Consider the following 17,833-nt stretch of genomic DNA (forward strand, 5'->3'; position numbering starts at 1 on the left):
TCACAATCGAGATTGGTGTCGCCCCGGCCTTCGCGCAGACCGAGATGAGTTGGTTTATTCTGCAGCCAGGAGCTTGGCCCTCGAAGCTTCCTTCCAGGGGGCCTTCGTTTTCTTCCAGACGGGCGAGTTGATGGCCATGTCCATGTCGCGGGCAAAGATGGCAAAGCCATCATAGCCGTGATATGGGCCCGAATAGTCCCAGGAGTGCATCTGCCGGAACGGCACACCCATCTTTTGAAAAACGTATTTTTCCTTGATGCCCGAGCCGACGAGGTCAGGCTGGAGCTTTTCTACGAAGCGCTCGAACTCATAGCCATTAACGTCATCGTAGATGAGCGTGCTGTCCTTTACGTAGTGCTGAGCTGTGCGCTGATAGTCGTCGTTGTGACCGAACTCGTATCCGGTACCAATGACTTCCATCCCGAGGTCCTCGTATGCGCCGATCACATGACGCGGACGGAGCCCTCCGACGTACAGCATCACCGTCTTGCTCTCCAGGCGCGGGCGATATTTTGCGATCACAGCGTTCACCAGCGGTTGGTACTTTTCAATCACCCGCTCGGCGCCTTCCTTGATCTTGTCGTCGAAATAGCCAGCAATCTTGCGCAGCGACTCTGCGATCTTTGAAGGTCCGAAGAAGTTGTACTCGCACCAGGGGATACCGAACTTCTCTTCCATGTGGCGCGAGATGTAGTTCATAGAACGGTAGCAATGCAGAATGTTGAGCTTTGCCTTCGGCGTTGCCTCGAGCTCAGCTAGTGAACCGTCGCCGGACCACTGCGCTATCACCCGCAGGCCCATCTCCTCTAGCAGAATTCGCGATGACCAGGCGTCCCCGCCGATATTGTAGTCTCCGATGATCGCAACATCGTACGGCGTCTGCTCAAACTTTGGTTTGCCATCGGACTCGAGCTGGTCGAAAATCCAATCGCGCACCGCATCGTTGGCGATGTGATGGCCTAGTGATTGCGACACACCCCGAAAGCCCTCACAACGGACCGGCACGATGGTCTTGCCGCCGTATTCCTTGGACTTCGCTCTCGACACGGCCTCGATGTCGTCACCGATCAATCCGATCGGGCATTCCGATTGGATCGTGATGCCGTTGTTGAGCGGAAACAGCTCCTGGATTTCGTCAAGAATTTTGACCAGCTTTTTGTCGCCACCGAATACGATATCCTTTTCCTGGAAGTCGGAGGTGAACTGCAGGGTCACGAAGCTATCGATCCCCGTCGTGCCAACGTAATAATTTCGTCGGGAGCCCCACGAATATTGACCGCAGCCTACCGGGCCATGGCTGATATGGACCATGTCCTTGATCGGTCCCCAGACCACTCCCTTTGACCCTGCATAGGCGCAGCCTCTGATTGTCATCACGCCAGGTATGGATTTGATGTTGGACTTCACCCCGCAATCTGACTTGCCGGCTTGGTGAACGTTGAGGTGCTTGGCACGCCGTTTCGCGGTTTTCTCCGGATAGACCTTCAGCACCTCCTCGATGAGCTCTTTATTGCGAGCCCTGATTTCTGCGATGCTCTGGGTCGTGGCGAGACTCATCTGATGTCCTTCAAAAGTTAGCTGTTGCGAGGGCGGCCTCTTGGGCAAGACTTTTGCAACCAGCATGCCAGCGCATCATAAGCACCAAAAACTTAGCAATCAAAATCGCTTAGCGCGCCTCGTGCGGTTACGGTGGCTGGTGTTGCGAACCCGACATTACGCTTGGGGCAGAGAACTCTTGGCTTGGCCCTGTTCGAAATTGAACAAGGGCTGGCTATGCGTGAAATTGCCAGCCCAATTCTCGAGCGTGTTCGCGATCGCAGTACTCTGCGATCGACCTCGCCGAAGGCGCCGCACTGGAAGACCGGCCGCAAGAGCGGCTGGCCGACACAGGCCCATCAATCCTATGTATGCTTGTTGCGACCTACAGGTGCTTACCTGCTATTTTGCGATGAGGTGCATGACCTCATCCTCCAGGCCTCTATGCGAGCTGCCCACCTGGAGATCGCAGGCTCGCCGAATCACGAGAACAGCTGCCGCGCCTTGATAAGCGCACGCACGAGCACATCGATCTCCTGACGTGTATTGTAAAGTCCGAGGGACGCGCGGCACGTTGCCAGCACGCCGAAGCGCTTGAGCAGCGGCATCGCACAATGGGTCCCCGCCCGCACCGCCACGCCGGCGCGGTCGATGACGGTGGCAATATCATGCGCATGCGCCCCCTTCATATCAAAGGAAACGATCGGTCCCTTGTGTGCCGCGGTCCCGATCATGCGCATGAAATTGATCCCCGCCAGCCTCTCCTGCGCGTAAGCGAGCAGTACGCTCTCGTGCCTGCGGATTTGCACCTTGCCTATTGAATTGATGTAATCGATAGCTGCCCCTAAACCGATGGCTTCGACGATCGGCGGCGTACCTGCTTCGAACCGGTGTGGCGGATCACCATAAATGACGCCGGAACGCGAGACCTCGCGGATCATCTCCCCGCCGCCGTTGAAGGGCGGCATCGATGCCAGATGCTCAGACTTGCCGTAAAGAACACCGATCCCGGTCGGACCATAGAGTTTGTGGCCTGTCATGACGTAGAAATCGCAATCAATGTCGCAAACGTCGGCGCTCAGATGGACGCAAGCTTGCGAGCCGTCAACCAGCACCGGGATATCACGAGCATGCGCGATCCTCACCACGTCTTTCACCGGCAATACCGTGCCGAGCACGTTCGACATTTGTGTGATTGCAACCATCTTGGTGCGTGGGGTCAGCAGTCGCTCAAACTCATCGAGCAAGAAGTTTCCGTCATCATCCACTGGCGCCCATTTGATCACTGCACCGAGTCGTTCCCTGAGAAGGTGCCACGGCACAATGTTCGAATGGTGTTCCATAATGGAGAGCACGATCTCATCACCCGACTTAATGCGTTCACGGCCAAAAGTCTGGGCGACCAGATTGATTGCCTCCGTGGCGCTCCGAGTGAAGATGATCTCTTCGTTTGTACGCGCGTTCACAAACCGCGCCACCTTGGTACGGGCGCCTTCATACGCCTCGGTCGCCGCGTTTGCGAGGTAGTGCAAGCCGCGATGAACGTTGGCGTATTCGCTGGAGTACACCCGCATCATACGGTCAAGCACCGCGTTTGGCTTTTGCGAGGATGCAGCGTTATCGAGGTAAACAAGCGGCCTGCCGTACACCGTCATGGCGAGCGCGGGAAAGTCCGTACGTATACGGTTGACGTCGTAACTGCCATTGCTCACCGCGGGATGTGCGCTCATCGCCCCGCCTGCAGCCAGTGTTCAGCTTGAGCTGTCACAAAATCGCGCAGATTCTCGGAAGTGATCTCCTCAATCGACTCGCCAAGGAACGCCTTAATCAGCAACGACTTCGCATCCTTCTCGGGTAGCCCTCGAGCGCGCAGATAGAATACGAGACTGTTGTCCAGCGCACCCGATGTCGCTCCGTGGCCGCAGGTCACGTCGTCAGCCAAGATTTCAAGTTCCGGCTTACTGTCGGCCTCAGCCTCGTCGGATAAGAGCAACGCTCGCGTCGTCAGGGTGGCGTCCGTCTTCCGGGCGGCAGGACGAACGACAATTCGGCCCTGAAATACCGAGCGGCCTCGATCGTCGACGACCGCGCGGAACTTCTCCCGACTGGTGCAATGTGGCACGGCATGGTCGACCACCATAGTTGTGTCGGCGTGAAGCTCGCCCCTGATGAGATTAACTCCATTCGCCGAGACATCGGTTCCCTCGCCAGCCAGCGAGATGAATCCCTGATAGCGGCTGATGGAGCCGCTGCAGGTCATGCTGAAGAGGTCGAGCTTAGCCCTGGCGCCGACTGCGATGATCGCCGACGAGATATTCACGGCGTCAGAGGCCGCGGCTGCGACGTGGATATACGAAAGGCTCGCCTCGTTACCGACTAGGGCGATTATCGCATCGTTGGCTTGATAGCCGCTCGCGCGTTCAGCCGAGACGAAACTTTCCACGATGGCCGCATGCGCGCCTTTACCAAGCTGTAGATACGAGCGTGTAAAGGTGGACACCGACACGCCGGTTGCGACGTGCACGATTTGAATTGGACGCTTCACCGCGTTGCCGTCGGAGATCGTAATCACCAGGCCATCTGTTGCCATTGCGGCGTTGAGCGAGATAGCGGAATCGCTCGTCGTCGACAGCACCAGACCTGCCATGTCGCCAGGGACCGAATGCTCCAGAACCTCTCGCAGCGACCGCACAACAAGTCCATTTTCCAGCTTGCCGAGATCGGATAGCTCCGGCACGAATATACCATCCACCAAAACCAGTTTGACCGCCTGATCGGCAGACACATGCTGGGCCGACACCTTTGCGCGCACTAGTGCCTCCGCATCCGGTCGCGGAGCGAGTGGCAGCACCTCGCCGATCAGGGCGCGCAGATCGGTGTATTTCCAGTCCTCCATGCCCCGATGCGGAAGGCCGGTACGCTCGTAGACCTCAAATGCGCTCGCCCGGATTTGAGGAACAAGGCCTGCACCAGGCAGCCGTCCACGCGCCGCAGCGAAAACATTGCCACTTGTGCGTTGGGGGTCGGCTTTGGGCAAAACCTGCTTCATCGGAGCCCCTAGAGCCGTCAGGCCGCGTCTTCGAATTGGCCGTAGCCACAGGCTTCGAGCTCCAGCGCGAGTTCCTTGTCGCCGCTCTTCACGATCCGCCCTTTAGACATCACGTGCACAACGTCCGGCACGACATGGTCGAGAAGCCGCCGATAGTGCGTGATCACGATCATCGCTCGTTCGGGCGAACGCAAGCCGTTGATGCCATTGGCGACGATACGCAGCGCGTCGATGTCGAGGCCGGAATCGATCTCGTCAAGGATGCACAGACTCGGCTCCAACAATGCCATCTGCAAAATTTCGTTGCGCTTCTTCTCGCCGCCGGAGAATCCGACATTAACGCCACGCTTGAGCATGTCCTGGCGAATGTTGAGTGAACCGGCCACCTTGCGGACTCTTTTCAGAAATTCGGGGGTGGAGAATTCCTGCTGGTCCCGCGCCTTTCGCTGGGCGTTCAGTGCCGCCCGCAGGAAGTTCATGGTGGTCACGCCAGCGATCTCGACCGGATACTGGAATGCCAGGAACACGCCCGCGGCGGCGCGTTCGTCCGGGTCCATCTCGAGAAGGTCCTCGCCCTTGAACAGGATCTGGCCGTCGATGACTTCGTAGCCGGGTTTGCCGGCAATGACGTGCGACAGGGTCGATTTGCCGGAGCCGTTCGGTCCCATGATCGCGTGCACCTCACCCGCATGGACGTTAAGATCGAGGCCGCAAATAACTTCGCGGTGTTCGACACCAACATGCAAATCTCGGATTTCGAGTAGCGCCATTCTAATCTGATCCCTGAAATGTCATCTGGCGAGCCGCATTCGGGGCGGCTCGCGGGAGGTTGGGTTATCCGACAGATCCGTCGAGCGAGATCGAGATTAGCTTCTGCGCTTCCACTGCGAATTCCATCGGCAGCTTTTGCAGAACTTTCTTGACGAAGCCGTTGACGACGAGGCCGACGGCCTCTTCCTGCGAAAGGCCGCGCTGGATGCAGTAGAACAGCACGTCCTCGGAGATCTTCGAGGTCGTTGCTTCGTGCTCGAACGTTGCCGACGAGTTCTTGGCCTCGATGTACGGCACCGTGTGCGCGCCGCATTTGTCGCCGATCAGCAGCGAATCGCAGGCGGTGAAGTTGCGCGCGCCGGTCGCTTTCCGATGCGCGGTGACGAGACCGCGATAGGTGTTCTGCGACTTGCCCGCCGCGATGCCCTTGGAGATGATGCGGCTCGACGTGTTCTTGCCGAGATGGATCATCTTGGTGCCCGAATCGACCTGCTGGAAGCCGTTCGAGATCGCGATCGAGTAGAACTCGCCGCTCGAATTGTCGCCACGCAGGATGCAGCTCGGGTACTTCCAGGTGATCGCCGAGCCGGTTTCGACCTGGGTCCAGGAGATCTTGGAACGATCACCGCGGCAGTCGCCACGCTTGGTGACGAAGTTGTAGATGCCGCCCTTGCCTTCCGAATTGCCGGGATACCAGTTCTGCACCGTCGAATATTTGATCTCGGCGTCATCGACCGCCACGAGCTCGACCACGGCCGCGTGCAGCTGATTCTCGTCGCGCTGCGGCGCAGTGCAGCCCTCGAGATAGGAGACGTAGGAGCCCTTGTCGGCGATGATCAGCGTGCGCTCGAACTGGCCGGTGTTGCGCTCGTTGATGCGGAAATAGGTCGACAGCTCCATCGGGCAGCGCACGCCCGGCGGCACGTAGACGAACGAGCCGTCGGAGAACACCGCCGAGTTCAGCGTTGCGTAGAAATTGTCCGAGGTCGGAACCACCGATCCCAGATATTTCTGCACCAGCTCGGGATGCTCGCGGATCGCCTCCGAGATCGGCATGAAGATCACGCCGGCCTTCTTCAGCTCCGCCTTGAAGGTGGTCGCAACCGAGACCGAATCGAAGACCGCGTCGACCGCGATCTTGCGGCGGGCGGGATCTTCCTCGCCCACCTTGGGCTCGACGCCTTCGAGCATGGCGACTTCCCGCAAGGGGATGCCGAGCTTCTCGTAGGTCTTCAGGATCTCCGGATCGATCTCGTCCAGCGAGGTCACCGTCTTCTTCGGCTTCGGCGCCGCGTAATAGTAGATGTCCTGGAAGTCGATCTTGGGATACTCGACGCGCGCCCAGGTCGGCTCGGTCATGGTCAGCCAGCGCCGATAGGCCTTCAGCCGCCACTGGAGCATCCAGGCGGGCTCATTCTTCTTCTGCGAGATGAATTTTACGATCTCTTCCGACAGCCCCTTGGGGGCCTTCTCGGAGTCGATCAGGGTCTCAAACCCATATCGGTACTGGTCGCCGATGCGCTTCACGCGCTCGACTGTCTCTTGTAAAGCTACCATTGCCCGCTCCACCGGGGCAACGACAACTCCCGCCGGCAGGGACTCCGCCGCAATCGATCCAAGCGGATCGCGCAAGTCGCCGGCAACTCGGGGCCAGCGAGCGAGAGAAACAGAAGACGAATCCGACGGACGGCCGCTGTCGATAGCGTCTTCATCATGTTTCGCGCAGGAGCTCCCCTCATCGACTACTCCACCTATGCCGGCACACAGGTATCTGGCACCGGGCAAACGACCGCGCATTGCGGCGCGTCAAAGTGCCCCTCACATTGGGTACACTGGGTCGGATTGATCACATATATATCGTTCTTCAGGCTGATCGCGGCATTGGGACATTCGAACTCACATGCACCGCACACGGTGCACTGGGATGCGATTATCTTGTAGGCCATCACTGCGATTCCATGAGCGAAAGTTGCGGACAGTTTCTTGCTTTCAAGTCTTGTGCCAAACAGTTTAACCCGATTTTGCCTGAGCTATTTTTGATAACGCAAGTCGCGGCCTCGACACGGTGTCGCAAATCCCACAGCGCATGACAGTAGCTTGTGCTGGATGCCGTGGTTTGCGCATGGTCCATCTCACGGCAGTCAGCGATCAGGTGAACCGCGTTCGCCAAACCCAGGGAACGATCTGCAATCCTTGCTAAGGCCGCCGCGCCGCGGCGATGATGGATGCGCCGCGCGACTTCAAAAAGTTCTCCGCCGGTGTGTCGGGTCGCCCCCGAGCCGCCTCTTGATGGTTCCACTCACCGGTACAGTGGCGGCGCCGGCGACAGCACCACGGTAAATAACCCGCGGCAGTCATCACCGGCCCGGTTGGCGTCTCCACAGTCAGTCAGATTGGCGGCGATCAAGCCAGACAAAGTCGCGCCGGTGATCGCGGGCCCTCACGGGCGCATTTTCAATTGGCTCGGATTACCTGGCAAAGCCGGCATTCATATGCGCTATATGGGCGAATGTACATTGTCTCGCATCGTGCGGGGACTAAAGCGAGGGGCTCGTCTGGCGATCCTTCGCTTCGCTCCACGTTCGAAATGCATGCCGGCGCCGGTAGCAGATCGATGGAGCCGAAAAAAAGAAGCCACCCCGGAGGAGGGTGGCCTAAGTCAGGGAGGAAATGCCCATAAGGGCCTCTGGGATCAGGCCGCAGCCTGTTCGATCGGTGAGAAGGGCAGCCCGAGGCTTTCGGCCGCCGCTTCGTAAGTTAGCCGGCCCCGATGGACGTTGAGACCTGCGCGCAAATGCGGATTTTCGAGCACGGCGGTAAAGCCCTTGTTGGCCAGAGCCAAACCAAACGGCAGCGTCGCGTTGTTCAGTGCCTGGCTCGAGGTCAGCGGCACGGCCCCGGGCATATTGGCCACGCAATAATGAATGATGCCATCCACTTCGTAAGTAGGATCAGCGTGAGTGGTTGGGTGCGATGTCTCAAAGCAGCCGCCCTGATCGATAGCGACGTCCACCAGCACCGCCCTCTTGCGCATCGAGCTCAGCATGCTCCGGCGGACCAGCTTCGGCGCGCTCGCACCTGGAACGAGCACCGCACCAATCACCACATCCGCCGCAAATACCTCTTCCTCCACAGAGTCGATAGTCGAAAACCTAGTGCGAGCGCGTCCTTCGAATAGCTCGTCCAACTCGCGGAGCCGGAGTATCGAACGGTCGATGATGGTGACCTCTGCGCCCAGACCAACCGCCATGCGTGCCGCGTGCGTACCAACGACGCCACCTCCGATCACCACGATTCGGGCAGGCTGAACACCAGGCACTCCACCGATCAACAGCCCTCGTCCGCCTGCACTCCGCTTCAGGGCGCTGCCCGCCGCTTCGATCGCAAGCCTACCCGCGACCTCGCTCATCGGCGCCAGCAGCGGAAGACCACCATGCGGATCAGTTACGGTCTCGTAGGCGATCGCAGTGCATCCAGATTTCAGGAGGCCCTTAGCCTGCTCCGGGTCGGGGGCCAGATGCAGATAAGTGAACAGGATCTGATTTTCCCGCAGCTGACACCACTCGGACGGCTGAGGTTCCTTAACCTTTACGATCATCTCGCTCGATGCGAATACCTCAGCTGCCGAAGTTAGAATCGTTCCCCCAACAATGCGATAATCGTCATCGGTTGCACCAATGCCAGCGCCGGCATTGGTCTCGATCATCACGCGGTGGCCCGCTGCCACGTATTCGCGGACAGCTCCCGGGGTAAGGCCCACGCGATATTCGTGCACCTTGATTTCCTTGGGGACTCCGACCTTCATTTGAAAACTCCTGCCTGAAGCGCCTTTCTAATCGGAAGCGAGCGGCGATGCTGCGACGCAGCCGTCAAAATGGCGCAGAAATTCAACGATATTTGACAAGGTTCGCAGGATTTCAAACCCACGGGTGCCGAGCGGATCGTGTGACCATGCGCTGCGCAACCGTCGAAACTGCGCGATGGCCATGAATCGTTTCGAATTGCGTTCTCGGCTCCTGGAAAAACTAACAAGGGATATTCAGCACGCCCAAAGAGCAAACTCGCAGTCTGCCGGTGGGCAGATTGCCCATAGAAGGGATGGTTTCCAGAGCTGATGGGTGATGGCTCACGACCATTGATCATAAACTTGGTTTCCAAAAGCTGGACGATGCGCAGCGTGTCAACAGATCCGAGGCAATTGTTCGCCCCACAACCAGTCGACGATTCGTCGACCGCCGAAACCGGTCGCCATCTGGACAAATTTCCGATTGTCAGCCACCGCTTCGCCAATATCAGCTGCATCGGACCCGAGCGGGTGTGCCTTCATGGCTGCAAGCACGGCGTCAGCCAAATCAGGTGCGACGATGGCAACGAGCTTGCCTTCATTGGCGACATGGATGGGATCCAGTCCAAGGAGTTCGCAGGTAGCCGCAACCGCCGGCTTCACCGGAATGGATGCTTCGTGCAGACGGAACCCGAGCTCGGATTGATGCGCAATCTCATTGAGGGTCGCGGCAAGCCCACCCCGCGTGGGGTCGCGCATCACCCGGATGCCGCTACCGCCGGCGGCAACCATGACCGCCACGAGATTATGCAAGGCTGCGGAATCCGAGCCGACCTCGGTCTGAAAAGCGAGGTTCTGACGTTTTGACATGATCGTCACCCCATGATCGCCGAGGCTGCCGGACACCAGCACACGGTCCCCCACCCTTGCCTTGTCGGCGGAGAGATCGAGCTCATCGGCCACAATCCCGATCCCGGTTGTAGAGATGAACAGACCATCCGCCTTGCCGCGCTCAACAACCTTGGTGTCTCCGGTAATGATGTGAACGCCGGCACTGCGCGCTGCCGAGCCCATCGAATCCGCGATCACCTTCAGATCAGAAAACGGGAAGCCTTCCTCGATGATAAAACTGGCCGACAGATAGAGGGGACGCGCGCCGGACATCGCGACGTCATTGATGGTGCCGTGCACAGCCAGTGACCCGATATTGCCGCCGGGAAAGAACAGCGGCGAGACCACATAGCCGTCGGTCGTCATCACCATTCTGCCCGCCGCAACCTCAAACGCTGACTGATCATTGCAGCGGGCGAGCCATTCATTACCAAAGGCTTGGTGAAAAAGGCCGGAGATCAGCTGTGCCATGGCACGGCCCCCGGATCCGTGGGAAAGATCAACGCGTCCGTTCTCGAGGTCGAGCTTGCGCTGATAGCCCTTTACGCTCATGACGTCCGCCTCAACGGTTCATCGCGAACTCGGCCATAGGTCCAATACGCCGCGCAAGCGCCTTCCGACGATACCATGCAGGACCCTATGGGAGTTTCCGGCGTGCAGACGGTTCCAAACAGCTTACAATCGACTGGCCGCTTGGCGCCACGCAGAATCGCGCAGCACTCGCAGGCTGGATTGTCTGCGACACGCAGGTCGTGGATCGCAAAACGCGTCTCAGCGTCGAATTGCGCGTAAGCCGGTTTCAGCTTCAGTCCGCTGTTGGGTACGAGTCCGAGCCCACGCCATTCAAACTGCGCACGCAGTTCGAATATCTGCGATACCTCGTCTTTGGCACGCCGATTGCCTTCACGCGTCACCACGCGACTGTACTGGTTCTCCACCTCGTTGCGATCTTCGTTCACCTGCCGCACCAGCATCAGGATAGCCTGCAACACATCGAGCGGCTCAAATCCCGCGATCACGATCGGCTTGCCAAATTGTTCTGCCAGGGGCTCGTAAGGCTGCGTACCAATAATGGTGCTGACATGTGCAGGCCCGATGAAGCCGTCAATTGGAACCCCGCCGGTGTCGCGGATTTTGGGGTTCTCGAGAATGCTGTGCATCGCAGAGGGTGTAAGCACGTGGTTGCAGAACACGCTGAGGCCCTTCAGCCGCTTCTTCTCGGCAATTCGGATCATCACCGCCGTCGGCGGCGTCGTAGTCTCAAATCCGATGGCAAAGAAGACCACCTCGCGGCTCGGTGCCTGTTCGGCGAGCCTGATAGCATCGAGCGTCGAGTAGACCATCCGAATGTCGGCGCCGAGCGCTTTAGCTCGCAACAGGGACTGTCCTTGAGACCCAGGCGCGCGCATCAGGTCGCCGTACACGCACAGAGTGACCTCTGGTCGGTCGACAAGCCGGATCGCCATATCAATTCGACTGGCGGGCAGAACGCAGACCGGACAACCGGGCCCGTGGATCATGCGGACGTTCGCGGGCAGCAGATCCTCCAGGCCATAACGGGAGATCGCATGAGTGTGCCCGCCGCAGAACTCCATGAACCGATAGGCCCTTTGCGAACTAACCTCGCCGCCAATCGCACGCGCAATTCCTTGAGCGATGGCCTTGTTGCGAAATTCGTCGGCAAATTTCATGATCGGCGTTCCCCTGCGCTGCCTAGCTCCTGCAGCAGCTCCAGCGTGCGCTCGGCTTCCACCGGATCGATCTTGGCCAACGCATAGCCCACATGGACAAGGACGCAATCACCGACCTCGAGCTCGTCGACGAGAGCAATCGATATCTCTAGGCTGATGCCGTCGATGGACACTATGGCCATGTCGTTGGGAAGAATTTTTGCAATCTTTGCCGGAACCGAAAGACACATAGTCAGGCTGATCCTCCCCTGGCGGACGACTGTTGAGCTATTTGCAGAGCGGCAATCCAGGCCTGGCCAAGGCTCAAACCGCCATCATTGGGCGGCACCCGCCGTGGCACGAGCGGGATAAGGCCGGCAGCGCTGCAACCGCGCGGGATTTCATCCGCCAGCGCCGCGTTCAGGAAGCAGCCACCGCTCAGAACGACCGTGTTAACGCCAGTTGTCAGCGCAGACCGCGCGACCCAGTCAACGCAGGCGGCGGCGAAAGTGCCATGAAACAGGCCGGCTCCGCCCACCGCGTCAATGTCATCTGCAATCAACCGCGCAAACAGCGGGCGAAGCGACAGCACGCCACCATCGATCGTCCAGCCGGCTTCGAGAATCGCAGTCCGCCGCACCAGCGCCTCGAGCTTCATCGCCGCTTCGCCCTCATAGCTCTGCAAACTCGCAATCCCCAGCAGCGCCGCTGCGGCGTCGAACAATCGGCCCGCACTGGTCGTGGTGGCCCCGCCCGGCTGTTCGAGCAACGCCGACATACATCCAGCCTGCCGTTGTGCCGCAAAGCGCAGCCCGATTTCGTTACCCCGACCGAGTCCGTGTAATACTGCGCTGGCCATCCGCCACGGCTCGCGGGCTGCACGATCTCCACCGGGCATTTGCAGGGGCGCTAAGTGCCCGATGCGTTGGCACCCCGCCCCTTCGCACAACAATAGCTCGCCACCCCAGTTACCGCCCTCGGAGCCAAGGCCATGGCCATCCAGCACCAGGGCAAGCGCAGGTCCCGCATGACCGTGCTCGGCGATCACTGCGGCAGCGTGTGCGTGGTGATGCTGGACAGCGACCAGCGCGCGGCCATTGGCTTCCGCAAACCGGGTAGAAGCCATATCAGGATGCAGATCATGGGCCATGGCGACAGGCTCTACATCGAGGCTCGATGTAAGGTGTCGGATCGTCTCCTCGAATGCGCGGATGCCTTCGGCCGTATCCAGATCGCCAATATGCTGGGAGACGAACGCTTGGTTGTCCCGCGTGATGGTGACGGTCGATTTCAGTGCGCCGCCGACGGCGAGCACGGACGGCACCGACTTCGCAAGCCTGATCGGTTCGGGAACATAGCCACGGGCACGACGAATGAATCGCGGCCGGCCAGCCACCACCGAGACCACGGAGTCATCAGCACGTGTCACTATATCTCGATCATGGGTCACGATAAGGTCGGAGATCCCCTTGAGCCGCTGCAGCGCCTGCGCGTTGTCGATCAGGAGCGGTTCGCCGCAAAGGTTGGCGCTGGTGGCGACGATGATCGGGCTGGTCCGCGCACATGTCCCTGCCGAGCGAAGCGCATGAAGGATGAGGTGATGCAGCGGCGCTACAGGCAGCATGACACCCACGCGCGATAAGCCAGGAGCTATGGCGGGCGCCAAATTGTTGCGCGAACACAGAAGGACGATGGGGCGTGCTACGGATTCGAGCAGCGCAAGCTCGGGCGCATTCGCCTCCGCGATGTCGCTGACCCGCTCTATGGAATCGACCATAACCGCGAAGGGCTTCTGAAGGCGCTGCTTTCTCCTGCGCAAACGCTGCACGGCACCCTGGTTACGCGCGTCGCAAAGAAGCTGGTATCCTCCGAGCCCCTTGATCGCCACGATTTGTCCGCCCGCGATTGCCGCGGCAATGGCGCTGATCCCATGGCTGAGCCGAGGCCCGCATGTCGGACACGCGATCGCCTCCGCATGGAACCTGCGGCTCGCCGGATCGGCATATTCGGCCGCGCAGGCAGCGCATAGCCTAAAAGCCCGCATCACGGTGTTGCGGCGGTCGTACGGAAGCCGTTCGGCGATGGTGTGCCGTGGGCCGCAATGGCAGCAACTGACGAAGGGGTAAAGGTAATGCCGACTTTCTGGATCGAACAGCTCGCTGAGGCATTGCTGGCAGGCAGCAGCATCAGCGACGATCTGAGTTGACAATTTGCCGGCTTCACTCGTGCCGATCGAAAATTCTTTCGCCTCGAGCGCCGCCGTCTCCCGAACGCAGATGTGGTCGATGCGTGCCAATGGAGGTGCCTCGAGCGGCAACGTTGCTACAAAGTCCGACGCACGGTTGCCCTCGACCTCGATCGTAACGCCCTCGGGGCCGTTGATGACAAACCCAGCCAATCCGTAGCGCACGGCGAGTCTATAGACGTAAGGACGAAAGCCGACCCCTTGCACGGCCCCAGCCACGCGCACGCGCAGTCGCGTTCGGTCGCAGGTGGTTGCGGCGCTCATCGCCTTATGTCCTCTACGGCGCGCCTTTGATGCCATGCCCGTCTATCGATCCAGGCGTAGAGCGCACCAAGACCCTCGCCCGTACGAGCCGAAACTAAAAGCACCTCGATGTTTGGATTGACTCGTCTGGCGTATCCGATCGTCTTGCCGAAATCGAACTCAAGCAGCGGGGCCAGATCAATCTTGTTGATCACCATGAGCGAAGAAGCTGCAAACATATCAGGATATTTGAGCGGTTTGTCTTCACCTTCGGTAATGGATAGCAGCACGATCTTGCAGGCCTCGCCAAGATCGAAGGCTGCGGGACAAATCAGATTACCGACGTTCTCGATGAAGAGAATACCACCCGTGAGCAGTGGCAACTGGCGATAAGCCTCGCCAATCATCGCAGCGTCGAGATGGCAACCCTTGCCGGTGTTAACTTGAATGGATGGCACGCCGGCGGCCCGAATGCGTTCGGCGTCGTTCGAGGTGTGCTGGTCGCCCTCGATAACTCCAACCGGCCGGCTGCGCTTGAGCTCAGACGCCGCGCGGACGAGTAGCGTCGTTTTACCTGCACCGGGACTGGATAAAAGATTAAATACAAGCAGGTCATTGGCGAGAAAGAGTGCGCGGTTGTGCGCCGCAATCCCATTATTCTTGCTAAGAATATCGCGCTCGATCTGAATGACCCGCTCTCTGCTCATACCCGCCACCTTCAAGCCAGCCGGCCCGGCACCACTCAGAAGCGCCTGCCCACCATGAGCCTGGTGATGGGCGGAGCGAGGATTGCGACTATGACTATCACCAGCATGGTTCGAACGCTGCCGCCCTTGGTCGTCATGCGGACGGGCACAATGGCGATCGCAATCGCCCTGCATATGGGCATCGTATCCCTCATGGCGCTCCGCATCATGCGCCTTGGCGCGTTTGGTCGACGGCGTCCCTTCGGTGCAGCCGCAAACGGTACACATCAATCGATCTCCAGCTCTTTCACGCGCATCTGTTCGCCCGCGGTTACCTGCAACTGATAGCTGCCGCAGCAAGGACAGCATTCACCGCGTCGCGCAATCTCGACGCTCTTCGAACAGCTCATGCACCAGGCAACGCCTGGCAGTTCGACGATATTAAGGACTGCCCCCTCGGCGGCCGTCCTCGTTGCAACGACAGCAAAGCAGAACCTGAGCGCTTCAGGCGCGGCATGGGTCAGCGCTCCCATCTCTAGACAGACGCTCCGCACCCGCGAGAACGATCGCCGACGTACCTCCTCCTCGACGATTTGAATGATGCCGAGACAAATCGCCATTTCATGCATCGCCAACTTCGCGAAAATTGAGGGTGAACCCGACGCACGGATCCAGCGATGCGATCACCGCATCGACTGCATCCCGACGTCGTCCAGCCGTCAGCACCGCTCCCTGCAGGCTGCGGACAAGCGGTCCGCACGGGTGGAAGTTCCACTCCGTCGGCGCAAGGAATTCGAAGCGGGATATCCGGCCTTGAGGATCGAGCTCAACCGCGTGGTAGAGACGCCCCCTGGCGCATTCGACCGCGGCCGCCGCACGGCCCGGCCCTAACTTGTATCTTTCGATAATCCCGTGCTCTGCCGAGTCAATCTGAGCACCGGCCTTGAGCCAGGCACATAACCGGAGCGTTTCAGCAATTCTGGCCCTCAGCCGCTCGGCCGCACCGGAAGGGCTGGGCGAGAGTCGATCACGCGTCATTTGGCGCGCCCACGGACCCGTCTCGGGCACGTTTCCGTCAAGATCCGGACAATAGCAAAACCTCGCGCCATCCACGAGCAGCCGCGTAACGATGTTGAGGTCGTCAGCAACGGACAGGAACGAGTGCTCCGCCGGAATTCGCTTAAGGTCGATCTCATCAAGCGCTGCAATGCGAAGCGCCAATGGGCTACCGGACCTCACCGCGCCCCCCTCATTCGTCATGCCGAGCGCGTTCAGCGCAGCCACAATCCGCGCTGTTGCTTCGCATTGAGCGGAGTGCCGGGGCGACTGTGCGCTGCCGAGAAGCGCTGACATTGCCCGCATCAGGGAGCGAATTGCCGCCGCACTGGCGATGTTTTGCGTAAGATGTCCGACAAACAGGGCCCGTAGCAAATCCGCGATGCGCTCGATAACGATAAGCGTAATACGACTCTGTTTTGTCGTACGAGTGATCACTTCGTCCCGCGCCGTCTCGACCGCGGACAGCAGTGCAGTTTGCTGTGCAGCGGCACACAATGCGAACAGCCGCGGCAGCACCTTGAGCAGCGACGAGACTTGCTTGCCAGCGAACAGCCGTGCCAGCGGCGGCCTGACTCGCGGAAGGATCTCGATCGCGGCGACTATGTCGGCAGCTAGCGATACGGTGACATCGATTTTGTTGCCGGCAGCGAGGCTCATGCGCACCGCTCCACCAACATCCTGGGCGAGGTATGCCGGCGGTCGCCGCGCCCGCTCCGTCTATGGGATCCCTCCAGAAGGCGAACCTTCTCCAAGCTTTTCATGTGAAGTACGCCTCAATAATTTCCTGCATGCGCTCGGCAGAGTCCTGCAAATCCTCGTCGGCGGCCAACGCTAGCATCGGCACGCCGCCGACCTCCAACGTATCAAGGATGATATTGTCCGTAGAATTGAAGAACTGGACCGACCAGACGTTCCTGATCCCGGTCGCCTGCACTCGGCATGTGCTGTAGCCGCGGAAGATGAGTTGGACCGGACCATTCCCCAGGCTTTGCTGCAGGAATGCCAGGTCGATAACGCTCATCGGCAGCAAGGTGAGATTGATGATATGCGCGCGCATTCCAAAGCGCCAGACGCGGGCCCGCTCGCGTATTTCGGCGAGGACCGGTTGCACGTTCATCGCGCCGTCGGGCGCGGGGCCGATCGCAAGGTCGGCGGACGTCAGGTCAGTTGCGGCGCGCCGGACAATCTGCGGGATCGCTCCGACCTCAAGATATTCGCGCGCCGGCTCGCTTCCGATGCGCACGCGCCAAATTCCTGCAAGCACGGACTCACGGATTTGCGCCAAAGAGCCATCTGGCAGCGCAACCACCCCAGCGACCTCACCGGCTCCGAGCACTTCGCCTATCAGCTTGCGCTCGGGATCGCTGAGATTCGCGAGTCCGTACAGTTGTGTCCGAGCGCCGCTCTTCTGTCTGCCAACGGCAGCGGCGGCATTTGATAATAGCGCGGTGGCATTCGGATAGGTCCTTGCAAGCTCGTCGCCGTCGCGCCAAGCGCGCTTGGCGAGCGCACTCGCACTCGTTAACCCGCTGTAGAATACATCGAGACTTCCAGAGCCGGTGGCAAGGTCATTCGCCGCCCCGTAGGCGACGTCGGATACAACGCGGATCGCTGTTTTCATAATGCGATGTTCCGTTGGCTGCATCGTGAGGCAATGCACTTGCCGACACAAGCGCTGCCGGCGTGTGGCCGGACCCTCGGTACCGAAACGCGATCCATCGCGACGAAACGGACCGGTCTCCTACCGATCAGGCGGAGTGTATCGTGCCGTCGGGTGAGGATCGGCGTCGACGGGCCTCGCGGGTCGAGCCACTCAACCAGTTCGCCACTTACGGCGCGCGCAGGCACTGCCCCTTGCCTGCGCCGCCGAAACGTCTTGACCATCTCAGAAAGTAAGAA

General features: G+C 59.8%; 16 protein-coding genes. All 16 read right to left on the reverse strand.

Annotated features, from left to right (window positions below; genetic code table 11):
* Positions 1-54: 54 nt before the first annotated feature.
* Positions 55-1,557, reverse strand: coding sequence for a nitrogenase molybdenum-iron protein alpha chain (nifD, locus tag XH96_RS33905; RefSeq protein WP_194389718.1), 1,503 nt, complete (start codon positions 1,555-1,557; stop codon positions 55-57).
* A 461-nt stretch (positions 1,558-2,018) separates the two neighbouring features.
* Positions 2,019-3,266, reverse strand: a complete 1,248-nt coding sequence (locus tag XH96_RS33910; RefSeq protein WP_092218313.1) for a cysteine desulfurase — start codon at positions 3,264-3,266, stop codon at positions 2,019-2,021.
* Entirely contained in the window at positions 3,263-4,585 is a 1,323-nt protein-coding gene (gene sufD / locus XH96_RS33915; protein WP_194389719.1) for a Fe-S cluster assembly protein SufD, read from the reverse strand. The genes XH96_RS33910 and sufD overlap by 4 nt, the downstream gene beginning before the upstream one ends.
* Positions 4,586-4,602: 17 nt before the next feature.
* Positions 4,603-5,355, reverse strand: coding sequence for a Fe-S cluster assembly ATPase SufC (sufC, locus tag XH96_RS33920; RefSeq protein WP_092218315.1), 753 nt, complete (start codon positions 5,353-5,355; stop codon positions 4,603-4,605).
* Between the two features lie 64 nt (positions 5,356-5,419).
* Positions 5,420-6,913, reverse strand: coding sequence for a Fe-S cluster assembly protein SufB (sufB, locus tag XH96_RS33925; RefSeq protein ID WP_194389720.1), 1,494 nt, complete (start codon positions 6,911-6,913; stop codon positions 5,420-5,422).
* Between the two features lie 194 nt (positions 6,914-7,107).
* Positions 7,108-7,302, reverse strand: a complete 195-nt coding sequence (locus XH96_RS33930; RefSeq protein ID WP_035730311.1) for a 4Fe-4S binding protein — start codon at positions 7,300-7,302, stop codon at positions 7,108-7,110.
* A 746-nt stretch (positions 7,303-8,048) separates the two neighbouring features.
* Positions 8,049-9,161: an alanine dehydrogenase gene (gene ald / locus XH96_RS33935; protein WP_092216242.1), complete on the reverse strand. Its 1,113-nt coding sequence runs from the start codon at positions 9,159-9,161 to the stop codon at positions 8,049-8,051.
* A 27-nt stretch (positions 9,162-9,188) separates the two neighbouring features.
* Positions 9,189-9,344 carry a hypothetical protein gene (locus XH96_RS33940; RefSeq protein ID WP_167380821.1) on the reverse strand — a complete coding sequence of 52 codons (156 nt, stop codon included), beginning with the start codon at positions 9,342-9,344 and terminating at the stop codon, positions 9,189-9,191.
* 192 nt (positions 9,345-9,536) lie between these two features.
* On the reverse strand, positions 9,537-10,583 hold the full coding sequence (hypE, locus tag XH96_RS33945) for a hydrogenase expression/formation protein HypE (protein WP_194389721.1): 1,047 nt from the start codon (positions 10,581-10,583) through the stop codon (positions 9,537-9,539).
* Positions 10,580-11,722, reverse strand: coding sequence for a hydrogenase formation protein HypD (gene hypD / locus XH96_RS33950; protein ID WP_194389722.1), 1,143 nt, complete (start codon positions 11,720-11,722; stop codon positions 10,580-10,582). Before hypD ends, hypE begins: the two co-directional genes overlap by 4 nt.
* Complete coding sequence (locus tag XH96_RS33955) at positions 11,719-11,952, reverse strand: HypC/HybG/HupF family hydrogenase formation chaperone (RefSeq protein WP_092216239.1); 234 nt, start codon at positions 11,950-11,952, stop codon at positions 11,719-11,721. Before XH96_RS33955 ends, hypD begins: the two co-directional genes overlap by 4 nt.
* Before the next feature lie 2 nt (positions 11,953-11,954).
* Positions 11,955-14,210, reverse strand: coding sequence for a carbamoyltransferase HypF (hypF, locus tag XH96_RS33960; RefSeq protein WP_092216238.1), 2,256 nt, complete (start codon positions 14,208-14,210; stop codon positions 11,955-11,957).
* The gene (gene hypB / locus XH96_RS33965; RefSeq protein ID WP_092216237.1) at positions 14,207-15,163 is read right to left on the reverse strand and encodes a hydrogenase nickel incorporation protein HypB; all 957 of its coding nucleotides are present in this window, start codon (positions 15,161-15,163) and stop codon (positions 14,207-14,209) included. The genes hypF and hypB overlap by 4 nt, the downstream gene beginning before the upstream one ends.
* Entirely contained in the window at positions 15,163-15,504 is a 342-nt protein-coding gene (gene hypA / locus XH96_RS33970) for a hydrogenase maturation nickel metallochaperone HypA (protein WP_092216236.1), read from the reverse strand. The genes hypB and hypA overlap by 1 nt, the downstream gene beginning before the upstream one ends.
* A complete protein-coding gene (locus XH96_RS33975) occupies positions 15,497-16,591 on the reverse strand; it encodes a hypothetical protein (protein WP_194389723.1) in 1,095 nt (364 codons plus the stop codon). The genes hypA and XH96_RS33975 overlap by 8 nt, the downstream gene beginning before the upstream one ends.
* A 100-nt stretch (positions 16,592-16,691) precedes the next feature.
* Positions 16,692-17,555, reverse strand: coding sequence for a hydrogenase expression/formation protein (locus tag XH96_RS33980; RefSeq protein ID WP_092216234.1), 864 nt, complete (start codon positions 17,553-17,555; stop codon positions 16,692-16,694).
* Positions 17,556-17,833: the final 278 nt, after the last annotated feature.

The organism is Bradyrhizobium sp. CCBAU 51765 (assembly GCF_015291725.1).
GTDB classification, from domain to species: domain Bacteria; phylum Pseudomonadota; class Alphaproteobacteria; order Rhizobiales; family Xanthobacteraceae; genus Bradyrhizobium; species Bradyrhizobium liaoningense.